Source organism: Shewanella pealeana ATCC 700345 (assembly GCF_000018285.1).
GTDB classification, from domain to species: domain Bacteria; phylum Pseudomonadota; class Gammaproteobacteria; order Enterobacterales; family Shewanellaceae; genus Shewanella; species Shewanella pealeana.
Genome location: NC_009901.1, coordinates 2,164,429 through 2,182,615, shown reverse-complemented (window position 1 = coordinate 2,182,615; position 18,187 = coordinate 2,164,429). Strand labels below are relative to the sequence as shown.

The 18,187-nt window shown below is 44.9% G+C and carries 10 protein-coding genes and 2 pseudogenes; 8 read left to right on the top strand and 4 right to left on the bottom strand.

Going from position 1 to position 18,187, the window contains the following annotated elements; genetic code table 11:
* Positions 1 to 196: 196 nt before the first annotated feature.
* The 4 genes from SPEA_RS09380 to sdhC are packed head-to-tail and all read right to left on the bottom strand — an operon-like array spanning position 197 to position 3,420.
* Positions 197 to 904, bottom strand: a complete 708-nt coding sequence (locus SPEA_RS09380) for a succinate dehydrogenase iron-sulfur subunit (protein WP_012155030.1) — start codon at positions 902 to 904, stop codon at positions 197 to 199.
* A 12-nt stretch (positions 905 to 916) separates the two neighbouring features.
* Positions 917 to 2,683, bottom strand: coding sequence for a succinate dehydrogenase flavoprotein subunit (gene sdhA, locus SPEA_RS09375; protein ID WP_012155029.1), 1,767 nt, complete (start codon positions 2,681 to 2,683; stop codon positions 917 to 919).
* The gene (sdhD, locus tag SPEA_RS09370; RefSeq protein ID WP_041410905.1) at positions 2,684 to 3,031 is read right to left on the bottom strand and encodes a succinate dehydrogenase, hydrophobic membrane anchor protein; all 348 of its coding nucleotides are present in this window, start codon (positions 3,029 to 3,031) and stop codon (positions 2,684 to 2,686) included.
* Positions 3,025 to 3,420, bottom strand: coding sequence for a succinate dehydrogenase cytochrome b556 subunit (sdhC, locus tag SPEA_RS09365; protein WP_086024305.1), 396 nt, complete (start codon positions 3,418 to 3,420; stop codon positions 3,025 to 3,027). The genes sdhD and sdhC overlap by 7 nt, the downstream gene beginning before the upstream one ends.
* Positions 3,421 to 3,831: 411 nt before the next feature.
* Between sdhC and SPEA_RS09355 the strand changes: the two genes are divergently transcribed.
* The 8 genes and pseudogenes from SPEA_RS09355 (at position 3,832) to SPEA_RS09330 (ending at position 18,106) form a co-directional block, all read left to right on the top strand.
* The gene (locus SPEA_RS09355; RefSeq protein WP_012155026.1) at positions 3,832 to 5,121 is read left to right on the top strand and encodes a citrate synthase; all 1,290 of its coding nucleotides are present in this window, start codon (positions 3,832 to 3,834) and stop codon (positions 5,119 to 5,121) included.
* A 161-nt stretch (positions 5,122 to 5,282) separates the two neighbouring features.
* Positions 5,283 to 5,428 (top strand): annotated as a pseudogene (gltA, locus tag SPEA_RS23075) (citrate (Si)-synthase); the annotation flags it as partial.
* 153 nt (positions 5,429 to 5,581) lie between these two features.
* Positions 5,582 to 5,728 (top strand): annotated as a pseudogene (gltA, locus tag SPEA_RS22950) (citrate (Si)-synthase); the annotation flags it as partial.
* Between the two features lie 461 nt (positions 5,729 to 6,189).
* On the top strand, positions 6,190 to 7,251 hold the full coding sequence (locus SPEA_RS09350) for an efflux RND transporter periplasmic adaptor subunit (protein WP_041410903.1): 1,062 nt from the start codon (positions 6,190 to 6,192) through the stop codon (positions 7,249 to 7,251).
* A 106-nt stretch (positions 7,252 to 7,357) separates the two neighbouring features.
* Positions 7,358 to 10,666 (top strand): efflux RND transporter permease subunit, encoded by a 3,309-nt coding sequence (locus tag SPEA_RS09345; RefSeq protein ID WP_012155023.1) that lies wholly within the window; start codon positions 7,358 to 7,360, stop codon positions 10,664 to 10,666.
* Positions 10,663 to 13,740, top strand: coding sequence for an efflux RND transporter permease subunit (locus SPEA_RS09340; protein ID WP_012155022.1), 3,078 nt, complete (start codon positions 10,663 to 10,665; stop codon positions 13,738 to 13,740). The genes SPEA_RS09345 and SPEA_RS09340 overlap by 4 nt, the downstream gene beginning before the upstream one ends.
* Positions 13,741 to 14,014: 274 nt before the next feature.
* Positions 14,015 to 15,454 carry a hypothetical protein gene (locus SPEA_RS09335; RefSeq protein WP_012155021.1) on the top strand — a complete coding sequence of 480 codons (1,440 nt, stop codon included), beginning with the start codon at positions 14,015 to 14,017 and terminating at the stop codon, positions 15,452 to 15,454.
* Between the two features lie 336 nt (positions 15,455 to 15,790).
* Positions 15,791 to 18,106, top strand: a complete 2,316-nt coding sequence (locus SPEA_RS09330) for a hypothetical protein (protein WP_012155020.1) — start codon at positions 15,791 to 15,793, stop codon at positions 18,104 to 18,106.
* Positions 18,107 to 18,187 lie beyond the last annotated feature (81 nt).

Sequence of the window (18,187 nt, the reverse complement as noted above, 5' to 3'; positions counted from 1 at the left end):
TCAAACTGTATACACGTGCTTAGCCAAAGTCATAAATACAGATAGTTTGAGCTAACCCAAATTCTCTGTAATCTCTGTAGCCCCTAGAGTTCCAGATTATCGTTATATTCGTCTTCCATGACACAAAAAAGAGTCACTCTCCACAGGGAAAGTGACTCGTATAGAGCTATATCAATATCGGCTCTTGGTACTGCATTTAAACGGCTCTCTTCAGAAGCATAGACTTGATATGTCCAATTGCTTTTGTCGGATTAAGCCCTTTAGGACAAACGTCAACACAGTTCATGATGCCGTGGCAGCGGAACACGCTGTAAGCATCATCGAGTCCAGATAAACGCTCTTCAGTCGCCGTATCACGGCTATCGATCAAGAAACGGTAAGCATGCAGCAAACCACTTGGACCGATGAACTTATCTGGGTTCCACCAGAACGAAGGACAAGCCGTAGAACAACATGCGCACATAATACACTCATAGAGTCCATCTAAGTGCTCACGATCTTCCGGTGACTGCAGATGCTCACGCGCAGGCGTTTTTTCATCGTTAATCAAGAAAGGCTTTATCTTTTCATACTGGGTATAGAACTGAGTCAGGTCGACAATCAAATCACGTACAACAGGCATGCCTGGTAGCGGACGGATTTCGATCTTCTTTCCAGTGAAGGTAGAAACAGGCGTGATACACGCGAGTCCATTTTTACCATTCATGTTGATACCATCACTGCCACATACACCTTCACGGCATGAACGTCTAAACGCCAGTGTTGGATCTAGCTCTTTAAGCTTTAAAAGTGCATCCAGTACCATCATGTCAGTACCTTCATCCACTTCTAAGCTGTAATCCTTCATATACGGCTTCGTATCTACATCAGGATTGTAGCGATAAACTGCAAATTCCAATTTCATCGGGGCTTCTCCTTAGTAAGTACGTTTGATAGGCGGGAATGCGTCACGAAGCTTAGGCTGCATGTTCACATCACGCTTAGTCATTAGCTCGGTTACTGGGTCATAGATACTATGACATAGCCAGTTTTCATCATCTCGCTCAAGGTAATCTTCACGAGAGTGAGCACCACGACTTTCGGTACGGAAATTGGCCGCCGTAGCTGTTGCAATTGCGGTTGCCATCAAGTTATCTAACTCTAAACACTCAATACGCTGAGTATTAAATTCTGTTGAGTTATCTGAAAGCTTGGCGTTAGCCAAACGTTCACGGATCACCTTAAGCTCTTTAAGGCCTTCAGCCATCGCATCGCCACTTCTAAATACTGAGAAGTTCAGCTGCATACAAAGCTGTAGGTCTTTACGGATCACTGCAGGGTCTTCGCCATCTTTGTTGCTTTCCCAGCGGTTCAAACGCGCAAGAGAAGCATCGATATCAGCCTGGCTAGCTTCTTTTGGTGTAGGCGTTTCATCTAACGCTTTACCTAAATGTTGACCCGCTGCTCGACCAAATACTACAAGATCTAACAATGAGTTACCACCCAATCGGTTCGCTCCGTGTACCGAAACGCACGCAATTTCACCAACTGCAAATAGACCGGTAATTTCTTCTTCACTGCCATCTGTATTTTGACGTACAACCTGACCACTCACTTTTGCAGGTAGACCACCCATCATGTAGTGACAAGTTGGAAGAACTGGGATTGGACCATCGGCGGGATCGATATGCGCGAATGTACGCGACAATTCACAAACACCTGGAAGGCGCGCTTCTAGGGTTTCTTTACCTAAGTGATCTAGCTTAAGAAGACAGTGCGGACCTAATGGACCATCGAGACCACGACCTTCGCGAATTTCAGTCATCATAGAACGTGCGACTACATCACGAGATGCCAAGTCTTTCGCATTCGGTGCATAGCGCTCCATAAAGCGTTCGCCATCTTTGTTTAGCAGGTAACCACCTTCACCACGACAACCTTCAGTCACCAAAACACCTGCGCCAGCGATACCCGTTGGGTGGAACTGCCACATTTCCATGTCTTGCATCTGAACGCCGGCACGCATCGCCATACCAACACCGTCGCCAGTGTTAATGTGAGCGTTAGTGGTTGAAGCGTAGATGCGCCCTGCGCCACCGGTTGCCAAGATTGTTGCTTTCGCTTTGAAATAAACAATTTCGCCGGTTTCAATTTCGATTGCCGTACAACCCACAATCACGCCGTCTTCATTTTTGACTAAGTCGAGTGCATACCACTCAGAAAAGACTTCAGTCTTATGTTTAACGTTTTGCTGATATAGACAATGTAGTAGTGCGTGACCTGTACGGTCGGCAGCAGCCGCTGTACGCGCCGCTTGCTCACCACCGAAGTTTTTAGACTGACCACCGAAAGGACGCTGGTAAATCTTGCCGTTTTCGAAACGTGAGAATGGTAGACCCATGTGCTCAAGCTCGATTACCGCTTCAGGCCCTGTCTTACACATAAACTCAATCGCTTCTTGGTCACCGATAAAATCGGAACCTTTCACGGTATCGTACATGTGCTGTTCCCAGTGATCTTCGTGTGCATTACCCAGTGCTACGGTAATACCACCCTGTGCAGATACGGTATGAGAACGAGTTGGGAAAACTTTAGATAAGAGCGCGCAGCTCTTACCTTCTTTTGAAATCTGTAGAGCGGCACGCATACCCGCGCCACCGGCTCCGATTACAACCGCGTCAAATTCGCGAACTGGAATACCCACTTAAACACCCCACACAATCAAAATGCCTGCAGCTAAATAGCTGAATGCGGCGATGACAAAAACAAACTGAAGTACACCACGTAGTGCAACGCACTTAACGTAATCGGTTAGCACCTGCCAAATTCCAATCCAGGCATGAACTAAAACCGCTACTAGCGCGAGTAGTGTAAAGACTTTCATCGGCAAGGTGCTAAATAAGCCATGCCATACGTCATAAGTTAGTGGAGAGCTACATGCGATAAACCCAACCAAAAAAATGGTATAACAGGCTAGGACTACAGCACTTGCACGTATAAGAATAAAGTCATGGACACCACTGCGGCCAAGACTTGCTGCGTTAGTTACCATACCCAAATCCCCGCAATGATTGAAAACACTACTGACAATGCAATAGCGACTTTAGCCGAAGTTATACCAGAAGAGAGTTCTTCCCAGTAGCCAGCATCCATCACTAAGTGGCGAATACCCACTATCAAGTGATAACCCAGCGCGGTAAGAATTCCCCAGACGATAAACTTAACGATAAAGCTATCAAAGAGAGATTGGACACCTGCGAAACTGTCGGCTGATGCTAATGATTCATTAAGCAACCAGATAAGGATACCGACGGCAAACAGCATGATGACACCCGATACACGGTGAAGAATGGACGCGATCGCCGTTGCAGGGAAGCGTATGGTCTGCAGATCTAAATGGACAGGTCTTTGCTTTTTCACGTTCTGCTCACTCTGCTCAATTGAGCTATTTTTTGTTATATGAACCGCTTTTGCTTAAATTCCAATCAGTGATCCAGATCACGGTTTGGAACTTTTGCAAAAGAAAACTTGAAACAAACATTTAACAGTTTTAGCAACCACTAATTAAGCATGCAAAAAAGTGATAACTACTCGCTAATGTATGCAGCTCTTCTGAGCTGCGGCAAGTATACGTGGGTGAAATGTCAAATACAAACATCACATTATGCAAATTTTGTTTTTTTGGTAAAAAAATCTGCCAAGCCATTGCTAGCACAAGCACTTTAGCCAGTTTAAGACCATGGTCTAACAAATTTAAACGCTTATTTAAATTGAAATGTGATCTAGATTCACTGTAAAGTATTCACGTTTGATAAGCCGCACTCAATAAGAATGAAGTAAGGAGAATGGGGTATGGCTGATAATATAGCCACATTAGAACTACCAGGGAATGATTCAATCGAACTGCCTATTAAAGAAGGTACGGCAGGATTTGATGTAATCGACATCAGTAAGCTAGGTAGCAAAGGTTACTTTACTTTCGATCCAGGATTTCTAGCGACCGGATCTTGTGAATCTGCAATTACTTATATCGACGGAGAGCAAGGAATACTGCTACACCGTGGTTACCCTATCGACCAGTTGGCAGTAGAATCTAATTACTTAGATTTATGTTATTTATTGCTTTATGGTGAGCTTCCAAATAAAGCACAATACGACGAATTCGTATACACAGTAAAAACGCACACCATGGTGAATGAGCAGTTGTCTGCTTTCTTTGCAGGTTTCAGACCTGATGCTCATCCTATGGCAATGCTATGTGGTGTAACAGGTGCTTTATCGGCATTTTACCAAGACTCTTTGGATGTAAATGACGAGCGTCACCGTGAGATTGCGGCCTATCGTTTGGTGTCAAAAATGCCAACGATTGCAGCAATGTGTTACAAGTATTCAATCGGTCAACCGTTTGTATACCCACGCAACGACTTAAGCTATGCGGGTAACTTCTTAAGCATGATGTTTGCTGTACCATGTGAAGAATACAAGGTTAACCCAATCGTAGAACGCGCAATGGATCGTATCTTTATCCTACACGCGGATCACGAGCAAAATGCATCGACTTCTACCGTTCGTCTAGCAGGCTCTTCAGGTGCTAACCCATTTGCATGTATTGCTGCGGGTATCGCATCACTATGGGGACCGGCTCACGGCGGCGCTAACGAAGCATGTCTGAATATGCTGGAAGAGATTGGCACTGTCGATCGTATTCCAGAGTTCATTGCACGTGCTAAAGACAAAGAAGATCCATTCCGTCTAATGGGCTTCGGTCACCGTGTTTACAAGAACTTCGACCCTCGCGCTAAAGTCATGCGTGAAACGTGTCATGAAGTCCTTGCCGAACTTAAAGTGAACGATCCGCTTCTAGATGTGGCAATGGAACTTGAGCGTATTGCACTAGAAGACGAGTATTTCGTGTCTAAGAAGCTTTATCCAAATGTTGATTTCTACTCAGGGATCATCATGAAGGCGATTGGCATTCCGACAAGTATGTTCACCGTGCTGTTCGCGTTAGCGCGTACTGTCGGCTGGATTGCTCACTGGAAAGAGATGCTAGATCAGCCAGGTCATAAGATCAGCCGTCCTCGCCAGCTTTATACCGGTGATGCGAAGCGTGACTTTGTTGACTTAGCTAAACGGGATTAATCGCTTGTTGATGTCTAATTTAAACTCGTCACTTAAATTAAGACATGAATATTTGACTTAACAGAGCTAGATTAAACAAAGTTAAGTAAAGCTTAAAGGCACTCATTGAGTGCCTTTTTTATTGAGTCTATCTAATCGAATATTCAGGCCTGTTCACGCCAATATGGTTCGCGTTAGCGCGTACTGTCGGCTGGATTGCACACTGGAAAGAGATGCTTGCTCAGCCGGTCATAAGATCAGCCGTCCTCGTCAGCTTTATACCGGTGATGCGAAGCGTGATTTTGTTGACTTAGCTAAACGGGATTAATCGCTTGTTGATACTCTAATTTAAACTCGTCACTTAAATTAAGACGTGAATAAACTCACTTAGCAAAGCGAAATAAAGCAGAACTAAAAGGCACTCATTGAGTGCCTTTTTTATTGAGTCTACCCTATCGAATATTCCGGCCTGTTCACGCCAATATGGTTCGCGTTAGCGCGTACTGTCAGCTGGATTGCACACTGGAAAGAGATGCTTGATCAACCAGGTCATAAGATCAGCCGTCCTCGCCAGCTTTATACCGGTGATGCGAAGCGTGACTTTGTTGACTTAGCTAAACGGGATTAACTCAAGCTAGAGTTATGTCAGCTAGAGTTAAGTCGAGCTAATACGGCTCAACCTAAGCTCGTCACTTAGAGCTGAGCCCAATGAGCTTAACTGAGCTGAAACAATTTGTAAAAAGCACTCAACTGAGTGCTTTTTTTATGCCCACAAGCTTCTAACTTGAATTGATGCCAATCATGACTCAAGTTTCACACCCGAATAAAATTCATAATGAAAAACACTCAAACTTCATAAAGCCCAAACTACAAGCCTAACCTTTTTACAAAATTATCTATGCATTAACGACAGCATTCGTGACCTTTGTTAAAAAAACCAACATTTGTACCTTTTCGCTACATTTATCACAAATAATACATACGCAAAAACACCAGTAGAACTAAGCTGTTGAATTTCATAACCTTTAAAGGTTGGCACAGTTAATGCTTTATCAGGCCTATCGGAAAATTGATTTAAGGTCTGCTTACATGGAAGCGTTAAATAAGAAAGTCATCATCCTATCTATACTGCTAGCAACACTATTAACAGCCTGTAGCGAAGAAGAACAAGCCAAAGAGGAAGAGAAGTATGCCGTCCCCGTAGAAACAGCCACTGTAATACAAGGTGATGTGTCCTCTTTCTATAGCACCACAGCCACACTTGAAGCCCCTCAAGAAGCCAAAGTCGTTACCCGCGTCGCAGGGCTCATCCGATCAATTGAGGTTGAAGAAGGTGACAGAGTTAAAAAAGGTCAGCTATTGGCTGTAATTGACTCAAAAAGGCAGAAATTTGATTTAGACCGCTCTCAAGCCGAAGTCGAAATCATTGAGCAAGAATTAAATCGCCTTAAGAAAATTAGTAATAAAGAGTTTTTCAGTGCCGACTCGATGGCAAAGCTTGAATACAACCTACAGGCTGCCATGGCAAAACGCGATTTAGCCGCATTATATGTCCAAGAAAGCATGATCCGCTCGCCTATCGACGGCATAGTGGCTACCCGCTTTGTGAAGTCTGGCAATATGGCCAAAGAGTTTGATGAGCTATTTTATGTGGTCAATCAAGACGAGCTCTACGGCATTGTGCATCTGCCAGAGCAGCAACTTCAGCACCTGCGTCTAGGACAAGACGCCGAGATCTACGCTAATAAACATATCCAACAAACTACACACGCCAGCGTATTACGCATCAGCCCGATTGTTGACTCACAAAGTGGCACCTTTAAAGTTACCCTTTCAGTCCCTAATCAAAACGCGACATTAAAAGCCGGCATGTTTACCCGTGTAGAGCTTAAGTACGATACCCACAACAATGTCATTACCGTGCCTTATAACGCAGTGATCAATCAAGACAATGAGTTTGCCCTCTACGTTATTGATGGTGACAACGCTAATCGACGCAGCGTCTCTCTTGGCTATCGTGAAGCCGATACCGTTGAAGTCGTCGCGGGGATCGAACCGGGTGAGCAGATTGTGATCCGCGGTCAGCAAAACCTAAAAGATAAATCATTAGTTGAAGTGATCAATTCTGTCGACATAGCGTCAGCTAAATAGATAAGGCTCTCACCATGTCTACTATCAAAGATATCGACGCTATATCAGCCATTGAACTAAGTACTTTTTCAGATCTAGCGCTAACTAAAAAAATGGGGAACACCCTATGTCTATTATAAAAACTGCGGTTAATCGACCGGTAACAGTATGGATGTTTATGTTTGCGGTGATTCTTTTTGGCATGGTGGGATTCTCCCGCCTAGCCGTTAAGCTTTTACCCGACTTAAGCTATCCAACCATCACCATTCGTACTCAATATATCGGTGCGGCGCCTGTAGAGGTTGAACAGCTAGTCTCAAAGCCGATTGAAGAGGCTGCCGGCATAGTCAAAGGCCTTAGAAAAATCAGCTCAATCTCACGCTCAGGTATGTCTGATGTGGTGCTTGAGTTTGAATGGGGCACAGATATGGATATGGCAAGTCTTGATGTACGAGAAAAACTCGATACCATTGAACTGCCCCTAGATGTAAAGAAGCCGCTTTTACTGCGCTTCAATCCAAACCTCGACCCAATCGTACGCCTAGCCCTCTCGGTTCCTGAAACCAGCGGTAGTACGTCTGAAACAATGAGCGAAACCGAGTTAAAGCAGATGCGTACCTACGCCGAAGAGGAGCTAAAGCGCCAACTAGAATCGTTAACCGGCGTTGCTGCAGTTAGGCTTTCCGGGGGATTACAGCAAGAGGTGCATATTCAGCTTAATCAGCAAAAGCTCACTCAGCTGAATTTAAGTGCCGATCTTATTCGTAGCCGTATCGCCGAAGAGAACATTAACCTCTCTGCAGGTAAAGTGATTCAAGGTGATAAGGAGTATTTAGTTCGTACCCTTAATCAATTTAACTCTCTCGATGAACTCGGCCAAATCGTGATCTTCCGTGACGAGCAAACCTTAGTACGCCTGTTTGAAGTTGCACAAATCGTCGATGCCTTCAAAGAACGTAATGACATCACTCGCATTGGCGATAAAGAATCTATTGAGCTCGCAATCTATAAAGAAGGTGATGCCAATACCGTTGCTGTGGCTCGCAAAGTGACTGATGAGCTAAATAAACTTAATCAGCATAACCCTAAAGCCGAGCTTAAGGTCATCTACGATCAGTCGGAGTTTATCGAAAGCGCGGTTAATGAAGTCACCAGTGCGGCTCTGATCGGTAGCTTGCTGTCTATGTTAGTGATCTACCTGTTCCTCAGAGACATTATTCCGACCCTGATTATCTCAATCTCGATTCCATTTTCGGTTATCGCCACCTTTAACATGATGTACTTTGCCGATATCAGCCTTAATATCATGTCACTCGGGGGCATAGCTTTAGCCGTAGGGCTCTTGGTCGATAACGCCATCGTGGTATTAGAGAACATAGACCGCTGTAAATCCCTTGGTATGAATAGGCTTGAAGCGGCAGTTACTGGCACCAAAGAGGTGTCTGGCGCCATCTTCGCGTCAACGCTCACCACACTTGCGGTATTTGTCCCCTTAGTATTTGTTGACGGCGTGGCTGGCGCACTGTTTTCAGACCAAGCATTAACCGTGACCTTCGCCTTACTCGCCTCCTTGCTTGTGGCGCTAACGACCATTCCAATGCTTGCGTCTCGTGAAGGCTTTAAAGCGCTGCCACCACTTTTAGAGAAAACAGCTAAGCCCAAGCCGGAAACAAAACTGGCCAAGTTAAAGCATTACAGCGCCACTGTGTTCTCGTTTCCATTTGTATTGCTATTTAACTACCTACCCAGTGCACTATTAACCTTAGTGCTTATTCTCGGCCGCACCCTGTCTTGGTTGGCAGGCCTTGTTATGCGCCCGATAAGCAGCGCTTTTAACTGGGGTTATCACAAACTAGAGCGCTTCTATCATAAGCTATTAGCGGCTGCACTTAAGTTTCGCGTGCTCACTCTAGCAATAGCGCTGATGGTAACGGCTAGTGCCGCATTGCTGGTTCCCCGTTTAGGTATGGAGCTGATTCCCCCAATGAATCAAGGTGAGTTTTATGTAGAAGTATTACTGCCACCTGGAACCGAAGTGTCTGAAACAGACCGAGTGCTACGAACCCTTGCGCTATCGATTAAAGATCGCACAGATGTAAAACATGCTTATAGCCAAGCTGGTAGTGGTGGCCTTATGACGTCCGACACCTCTAGAGGCGGCGAAAACTGGGGCCGCTTGCAAGTGGTTCTTCAGGACCATAACGCCTTTGATGCTGTAGCCGATAAGCTACGAGCCACCGCCATGCGCATTCCAGAGCTCGAAGCAAAAGTGCAGCACCCTGAGCTGTTTAGCTTTAAAACGCCGCTTGAAATTGAACTTGTTGGTTACGATTTGGCCCAGCTTAAACAAACTGCTGACAACTTAGTCGATGCCCTGTCTGATTCCGATCGCTTCGCCGATATCAATACCAGCCTAAGAGATGGTCAACCAGAGCTGAGTATTCGCTTTGACCATGAACGATTAGCAGCGCTTGGTATGGATGCACCAACAGTTGCCAATCGTATCGCCCAGCGCATTGGTGGCACCATTGCTAGCCAATACACGGTTCGCGACCGTAAGATTGATATCTTAGTTCGCAGTGAGCTCGATGAGCGTAATCAAATTAGTGATATCGACTCGATGATCATTAACCCAAATAGTAGCCATCCAATATCACTCAGTGCGGTGGCAGACGTGAGTTTAAAGCTCGGTCCATCGGCGATTAACCGTATTAGCCAGCAACGCGTGGCAATTGTGTCTGCAAACTTGGCATACGGTGATCTGAATGATGCCGTACTCAACGCCCGCGAGATCTTGGCTAATCAAACTCTGCCGACCTCAATTCAAGCCCGCTTCGGTGGTCAAAACGAGGAAATGGAGCACTCCTTTAAGTCACTACAAATTGCCTTAGTACTTGCGGTGTTCCTCGTGTATCTAGTGATGGCCAGCCAGTTTGAATCCTTGCTGCACCCACTGCTTATTTTAATCGCCGTGCCTATGGCGGTCGGTGGTAGTATTTTAGGCCTGTTCATCACTCAAACACACCTGAGTGTGGTGGTGTTTATCGGCCTCATCATGCTGGCAGGAATCGTGGTGAACAACGCCATTGTATTAGTAGATAGAATTAACCAACTTCGTCAAGACGGCGAAGAGAAAATCACCGCTATCTCAAATGCGGCGAAATCCCGTCTACGTCCGATAATCATGACCACCATGACCACGGCGCTTGGCCTGTCTCCTATGGCTCTAGGGCTCGGCGACGGTAGTGAAGTCAGAGCCCCAATGGCGATAACCGTCATATTCGGGCTGTCATTATCTACTTTGCTAACACTGGTGGTGATCCCAGTACTTTATGCCCTCTTTGATAGAAAAGAATTTGAGAGAAAACAATCAGATAAAAATATCAGTGAAACCTCTTTAATCAACAAGCCAACTCTTGAAGGAGGCCAAGCATGAATATCACCCGCTTTGCCTTAGCAAGACCCGTTACCACCACCATGTTCTTTGTGGCAATACTACTATTTGGCCTCGCCTCGAGTAGATTATTGCCACTAGAGATGTTTCCTGGCATCGATATTCCTCAGGTGATTGTAGAGGTGCCCTATAAGGGCTCAACACCTGCAGAGGTGGAGCGTGACATTACCAACGTATTGGAGGAGTCGCTAGCCACTATGGGCGGCATCGAGGAGCTGCGTTCGAGTTCCTCGCAAAATGGCGCCGAAATCGATTTAAGGATGAAGTGGGGACAAAACGTTGCCACTAAAAGCCTAGAAGCACGAGAGAAAATCGATGCGGTGCGCCACTTACTACCTAAGGATGTGGAGCGAGTATTCATCCGCCAATTCAGCACAGCTGATATGCCAGTGCTCAATTTACGAATTTCAAGCGACCGTGAGCTTTCAAGCGCTTTTGATTTGCTAGATAAACAGCTCAAAAAGCCGCTTGAGCGTGTGGAAGGTGTATCGCAAGTCACCCTTTATGGCGTTGAGCAGAAGCAGATAGAGATCCGCATTAATGCAGACAAGCTTTCTGCCAGCAATATTTCAGTACAATCGCTAAACAGACGACTGCAACAAGAAAACTTTGTCATCAATGCGGGTGTGCTTAAAACTGACTCTCGCGTCTATCAAGTATCACCGAAGGGCGAATTTAGAAACCTAGATGATATTACCGCATTGGTCTTAGCTCCAGGGATCACCTTAGGTGATATCGCTAATGTCAGTTTTTCACTGCCTGAACGATTAGATGGCCGTCACTTAGATCAAAACTACGCAGTTGGCTTAGATGTGTTTAAGGAGTCTGGGGCCAACCTTGTCGATGTTTCACAGCGGGTGATGAAGGTCATTGATGAGGCTAAGCGTGACTCACAGTTTGAAGGCATTAAGCTGTTTGTTATGGAAGATCAGGCCTACGGCGTAACTTCTTCGCTGCGCGACTTGCTCACAGCCGGACTTATCGGTGCCCTGCTCTCGTTTGTGGTCTTATATCTGTTCCTGCGGGATCTGAAGATGACCTTAGTTATCGTCTCATCAGTGCCTATCGCCATCTGTATGACTCTGGCCGCCATGTACTTTTTAGGTTATAGCCTTAATATCTTGTCGATGATGGGACTATTGCTAGCCGTCGGTATGCTAATTGATAATGCCGTGGTGGTCACCGAAAGCGTGCTGCAGCAGAAACAGGCTCAAATAGCAGATGGCTCAGTACAAGAAGTGGGAGTGGCCAAGATAAATAGCAGCGCCATTCTTCGCGGCGTCGATAAAGTCTCGCTTGCCGTGCTTGCTGGCACACTAACGACTGCCATTGTGTTTTTGCCCAATATCTTTGGTGTAAAAGTCGAGCTGACCATCTTCTTAGAACATGTGGCCATCGCCATCTGTATCTCCCTTGCCGCCTCTTTGTTGGTCGCTAAGACCCTATTGCCGTTAATGCTCAGTAGGATGAGCTTTAGCCAAAAGAAGGCGCCTAAAAAGAGTCAGCTTCAAGCGAGATACCAAACTAGCCTCAACTGGATATTGGCGCACCCGCGTATTTCAGGCGTACTAGCCATTGTTATTCTAGCTTCGACGGCGCTACCACTGAGCATGGTGAAGCAAGATCAGTCCGACGGTGAAGGCAATAACCGCTTGTATATCAACTACCAAGTCGAGGGCCGCCATAGCTTAGATGTTACCGAGGCGATGATAACTCGCATGGAAACCTACCTTTATGCCAATAAGGACGAGTTCCAAATTGACTCGGTATACAGCTATTTTGCTGCCGATAGAGGTCAATCGACTCTGATTTTAAAAGAAGATACCGAAGTCGATATGAAGGCACTTAAGAAAACCATACGTGAAGGCTTCCCCAAATTTGCCATTGCTAAGCCGCAATTTGGTTGGGGTGGGGAAAACAATGGGGTACGGGTGTCGCTTACCGGACGCTCGACTACAGAGTTAATTCACCTTAGTGAGCAAGTTATCCCTCTGCTGAGCAATATTGATGGCCTTACCGATGTACGCTCAGAGCTAAATGGTGCGCAGCAAGAGGTGGTGATCCGTATCGACCGCCAGATGGCGGCCAGACTGGACTTAAAACTCAATGAAATCGCCTCAAGCATCTCTATGGCCCTTAGAGGTAGCCCCTTACGCTCATTTCGTCACGATCCCAGTGGAGAGCTGCGCATCGAGATGGCCTTTGAGCAACAGTGGCGACTGTCACTTGAAAAGTTAAAGCAGCTACCAGTGATCAGAATTGATAACCGCGTTTATACCTTAGACAGCTTAGCCAAAATCGAAATTTTGCCAAGATTTGACACCATTAGGCATTACGACAGACAAACCGCATTATCGATTGGGGCCAACTTAGACGAGCTGACAACAGAGGAAGCTCAGGACAAAATCACCCAAGTGATGGAAAACATTAACTTCCCAGCCGGTTATGGTTACTCACTTAGAGGCGGTTTTCAAAAGCAAGACGAAGATGAAGCGGTGATGGCAACCAATATGATATTGGCCATTGCGATGATCTATATCGTCATGGCGGCGCTGTTTGAGTCACTACTATTACCAACGGCGATTATCACCTCGATTCTGTTCTCTATTACCGGCGTGTTCTGGGCACTGCTGTTTACCGGCACACCTATGTCAATTATGGCGATGATAGGTATTTTGATTTTGATGGGAATTGTGGTCAATAACGGCATTGTATTGGTTGATCAGATAAATCAGCTTTCACCCGAGCTAGACAAGCTATCTGACACCATCAGCGCCGTGTGTTATACCCGATTGCGTCCGGTGCTGATGACAGTAGGTACGACTGTACTTGGTCTAGTGCCACTTGCCATGGGAGATACCCAACTCGGAGGCGGCGGCCCGTCATATTCACCGATGGCGATTGCCATTATCGGTGGCCTCACCTTCTCAACCGTGACTAGCCTGTATTTGGTTCCGCTATGTTACCAGGCGCTTTATAGAATGCGCCATCGCAGCGCGATTCGCCTCGGACAAGCAGACAGTTTCTCTAGAAAGTTGTTACCTTGGATGAGCTAAAATTGGAGCAGAGCAACACCTAGATAAAACTCACACTTGAAAAACTAAAAAGGCTGTTCATTCAGCCTTTTTTATTTAGATCGATACCATAAATACAAACTATCGAAATTCTCATTTGACTTCATAGACATAAACAAAGACCTTAACTGATATGACTAGCGCAGGTTGCTCTCTATTTGAATACCATTTAGAAGTGGGGGCTATATACAATCTACTAAGTAATTTCTAACTCTTTGATATTGAAGTAGAGTAATTAAAAGGAACAACTCAGCATATGGAAATGCAATTAATAACCAAGTTAAGCACTATAATTTTTGGCGGCTTACTCCTACCATTAACACAAGCAAATGCAGTACCTAATAAAGTTATTTTTAATCATAAACCCAGCTGTATCGAAAAAGATTTAGGTGTCATTAGCCTAAAAACAGAAGATCTTGAAATGTTAGACCAAGAGGGTAACCCGCAGGAGAAGTCCTTATCGCTCGCTGTGGCACAACTTAGTCAAAAGGCTATTGGGAATGGAGCTGATGCGGTTATTATCACTCATGTTAACCATAGGGTGACAAACTATAGCAGCAGATTTAAACCGGCATCAGATGAATACGTACGCAAAACGCTCAACACTCATATCCAAGCTCAAGCTTTTAAAATGTGTGTAGACAATAAGGCCCTTTCAACGATAGCTGCACCTTATAACGCTGAAGGCTACAAGGTACACAAGCTTTCATACGAGTATACATTCGATGTAGATGAATTATCGTCTCCCTCCCCTTACCAACTGGCTCAAAAAATTGCGCTTCCACCAGCAAATGTCTCTGTTTCTGAAGCTGTTTACAGCCTAAAGCTTGGAAGCACTATACAAGATGTCGTTAAGACACTTGGCCCTGCTAGTATTGAAATCAAATTAGAGCGGAACCAGCTTGTTCTTGGCTACGGCAGAAACCTTTGGTACTTATTTACCCAAAATAAACTGGAAATAGTCAGCACCAAACTTGATTTGTTAAACAGCACGGGACTTAACACTATTGGGTTCAGAGAAGGCTTTGATGATACTCATTGGAGAATTGAGGGAGTATCAGCTCAAAAAAGCGATATTAACCAAGTAAAATTGGCACTCGCATCAAAACAAGTTAACGCAAAGAGGAATCAGCTGCTTGTTAAAGATAATCAACAAAACTTACTTCTTGAGTTTGAAACATTTCATCCTGAGATGGCGTCTGAGCCAGAACACTTGCTAACGCATTTCACACTAAGCCAAATAAACACCTCATTTAAGGTCGATAAGCCCGCAAGTTTGACTGCATCACAACAAGAATGGCTATTTAAACGCCTATCACTTAGCGCCCCCTCTCTTCTCACATTAGATGAGCTAACAAGCCAAGTTCCTCTAGCCATTAAAATCAATATTGCCAGTGACGATAACGCTTGGTGGTTAGTCGGGAATCATATTTTATTGAGATTTAATCATCAGCAGCTTGAAGAAATAAAGTTAACAGAGCCTCTATTCGCAAATGCTAGTGAAAGTGCCTTTATCAAGTCAATAAATGCCATGAAACTCCCTCTTGATAAGCAAGGAATGCTAGCCTATTTCAGTGATGCGATAGATAATTTTGAACAGGTTGATATTGAGACAGAGAAGTTCACTATACAAGCAAAGTATGAATCATATGACGATAACGCTGAACTTTATGAATTAGCCGTTTTTTATTACTGACACAGAAGTTAACTCGCCATTGCAACATACAGTAAGAGCACATGGCTATTTATGAATATTTAAGGCTGTTTCACCCTATAATCATGAATATAATACCACATCACTTACCCTGTACTTTGCTAACATCAAAATCCAAATACCTCTTAGTTACTTAAACTGTTCCACTTATGAAACAGTTTAAGTAACTGAAAAAAATCAAGATAAATCAAAACAACTTCTACCTGTTACACTCCCTCATCCAAGAAAAACATAACCATTTGAATAATATCAAATAAATTATTGGCACCATATATGTATTAAATCTGTACAAACAATGCGATGAATGAGGTGTCTATTATGAATATTCGCAGTAAACCTCGATTCTCAGTCTTACCTATGTTCGCAGCGCTTGTCCTTGCAGGGCTGCCGATAGGGGCTAACGCTCTATCGGGTGCAATTTTCACGACCACTGACGACGGTGGCATAGTTAATGAGAATGTGAGATATGGCAGTAAACTCGAAGTCTATCTTGATGGTGGACCGAGAATGAATGCTCCGGCTTCTGCCGCAGCACTTCCTGATGGCAATTACTACTTCCAAGTTACCGATCCCAGCGGTAAAGATCTACTCTCTAGAGACCATATTAGTTGCCGTGAGATTAAAATCGAAAATGGTGTCATCACCGAGTACCCAGGTGCGGGCGGAACAAACTACGTCAAACAAAAAGGCGTTTGGCAAGCAGTTTCCTGTACTGAATACCCGACCAATGGTAACAAAACCATGGCGGTTCACGAATTTAATTCCGATATAGATCACGGCGGCGATCCCCTGCATGCCATGGTTATTCAACTCTACCCCTATGACGATACACCCAATAATGGTGGCGTTTATAAAGCATGGATAACACCTGTTGGTGATTATGATCCCATTAATGAGTTTGATGACGGTGGCGGTATGGGAGCTGCGAATCAGCCTAACCAAGAGGGTTATCAAGCAGGAAACTTCCACGGCTTTATTCCTCGTTTCGCCAAGACCGATAATTTTAAGGTAAAAGAGAAAAAACCGCAGTTTGGTATTATTGCACTACGTAACTATCACGACGCCAACTTAAACTGCCGTTTAGACCTAGGCGAGAAGTTTATCTGGCAATGGCAATATGGTATCGAAGATGGTTTAAATGTCCGTAATGCCGATAATACCAATGATGAGTCAAGTGGCGATCCAACCACTATTTTGCTCAAAGAAGCTCTAGGCCAGTTAAATGATATCTGGTCTTTAGACCACTTCAGATGGACCGAAGATCAAGACAAAAACCTTAACAGTCAGTATTTCACCACTTCTGGCTATGTTCATGACTACCAGGCTTTCAGTTCACTCAATACCGGCCCCGAGGACCCTAATCTTTGGGATGGCGACGACGCTAATGACTTTATTCAGCGCTTTGTCATGGAAATGCCTTGTCCAGACCTGTTTGATGATGGTTTAGCGCCTCATACCAGTAATGAGTTCTCTGACTTTATACCTGCAGCCTTAGGTGTTGAGCCTTTGGTCAGTAGTGACCCGCAAATTACTATCACCTTAAGTCAGGTGGGTTTTGCCAATATTAAAGTGAAAAAAATCTTCGATACTAACAATAACGGTATCCAAGATGGTAACGAAGTTGGGCTAGCCAACTGGCCTGTTAGATTAAAATATGCCCCAAGTTTGTTGGAATCCAATGGTGGACCAGTCCCCGATACAATTAGTAGCACAGTAAATAGTGATGTGTATGCCGAAGTGGTTGCACGTTTTGGACTCACTGCAGACCCGATCCTAGAAAACGGTTATGCAAATCGAATGACCGATGCCAACGGTGAGATGACCTTTGGCGTACTATTACCAAACGGTTATGGTGATGCACCGCTTACTCAGTATCCATCAGACTACTATCAAGTAGAGGAAGCAACAGCGCAAGGCTGGATGGCGACATCAAGTATCACCATTGAGTTTGATGTGCGCTCCGAGGCCAGCGGCCCCGATGGTAGGCAACCACCTATTATGGGTAATGCCTATCTAGACAATAGCAGCGACCCTCTCGGTGATGTGGTATTCACCAATATCTGCTTCAACGAAGCGAGTTTCGGTACTAAAGGTTATTGGCATAACAAGAATGGCTTAGGCGAAATGGAGACAGCCTTTGTCACAAGTTATATCAATACATTAGATCCTTATGACAGTGAGACTAGCTATTTCGGTAAAGGTGATGAGCCATTTGATGGCATGTTCACTAATGGTACTTTAGTCGATCCCGCTTACAAGAATGACAAAGTCACTGACGGGATCTCTGCAGGTGCCGGTACGGTCAAGGCCGAGGTGTCTCATTTCTTGATTGATAGCAATGGCGGCGGCGATCCAAGAGAGCAGCTCGCTCAGCAATTACTGGCATTTTTGTTCAATATTGAGTATCGCCTCGGTGGTGACGCCGTGTTAATGATGCCAGGTGGAGGCACTATGTCTACCGCAGATATCGTTTCTGCTGCAATCGCTGCGTGGCAAGGTACAGATGCCGCAGCGCAAAATCACTACAAAACCTTGTTAGATACCTTTAATAACATGAAAGTTGCCGATGGAAACGGAGTTAAGTACGTACCAAGCAATCCTAGTCAGTGCCCAGCACTGCCCGTCGCATATTAATACCAGCAATTGGTAAAATACCTAAACCTAGCTCAGGGATGAGCTTCACTTCTACCTCAGCTTAAATCTGGTGGAACTAAG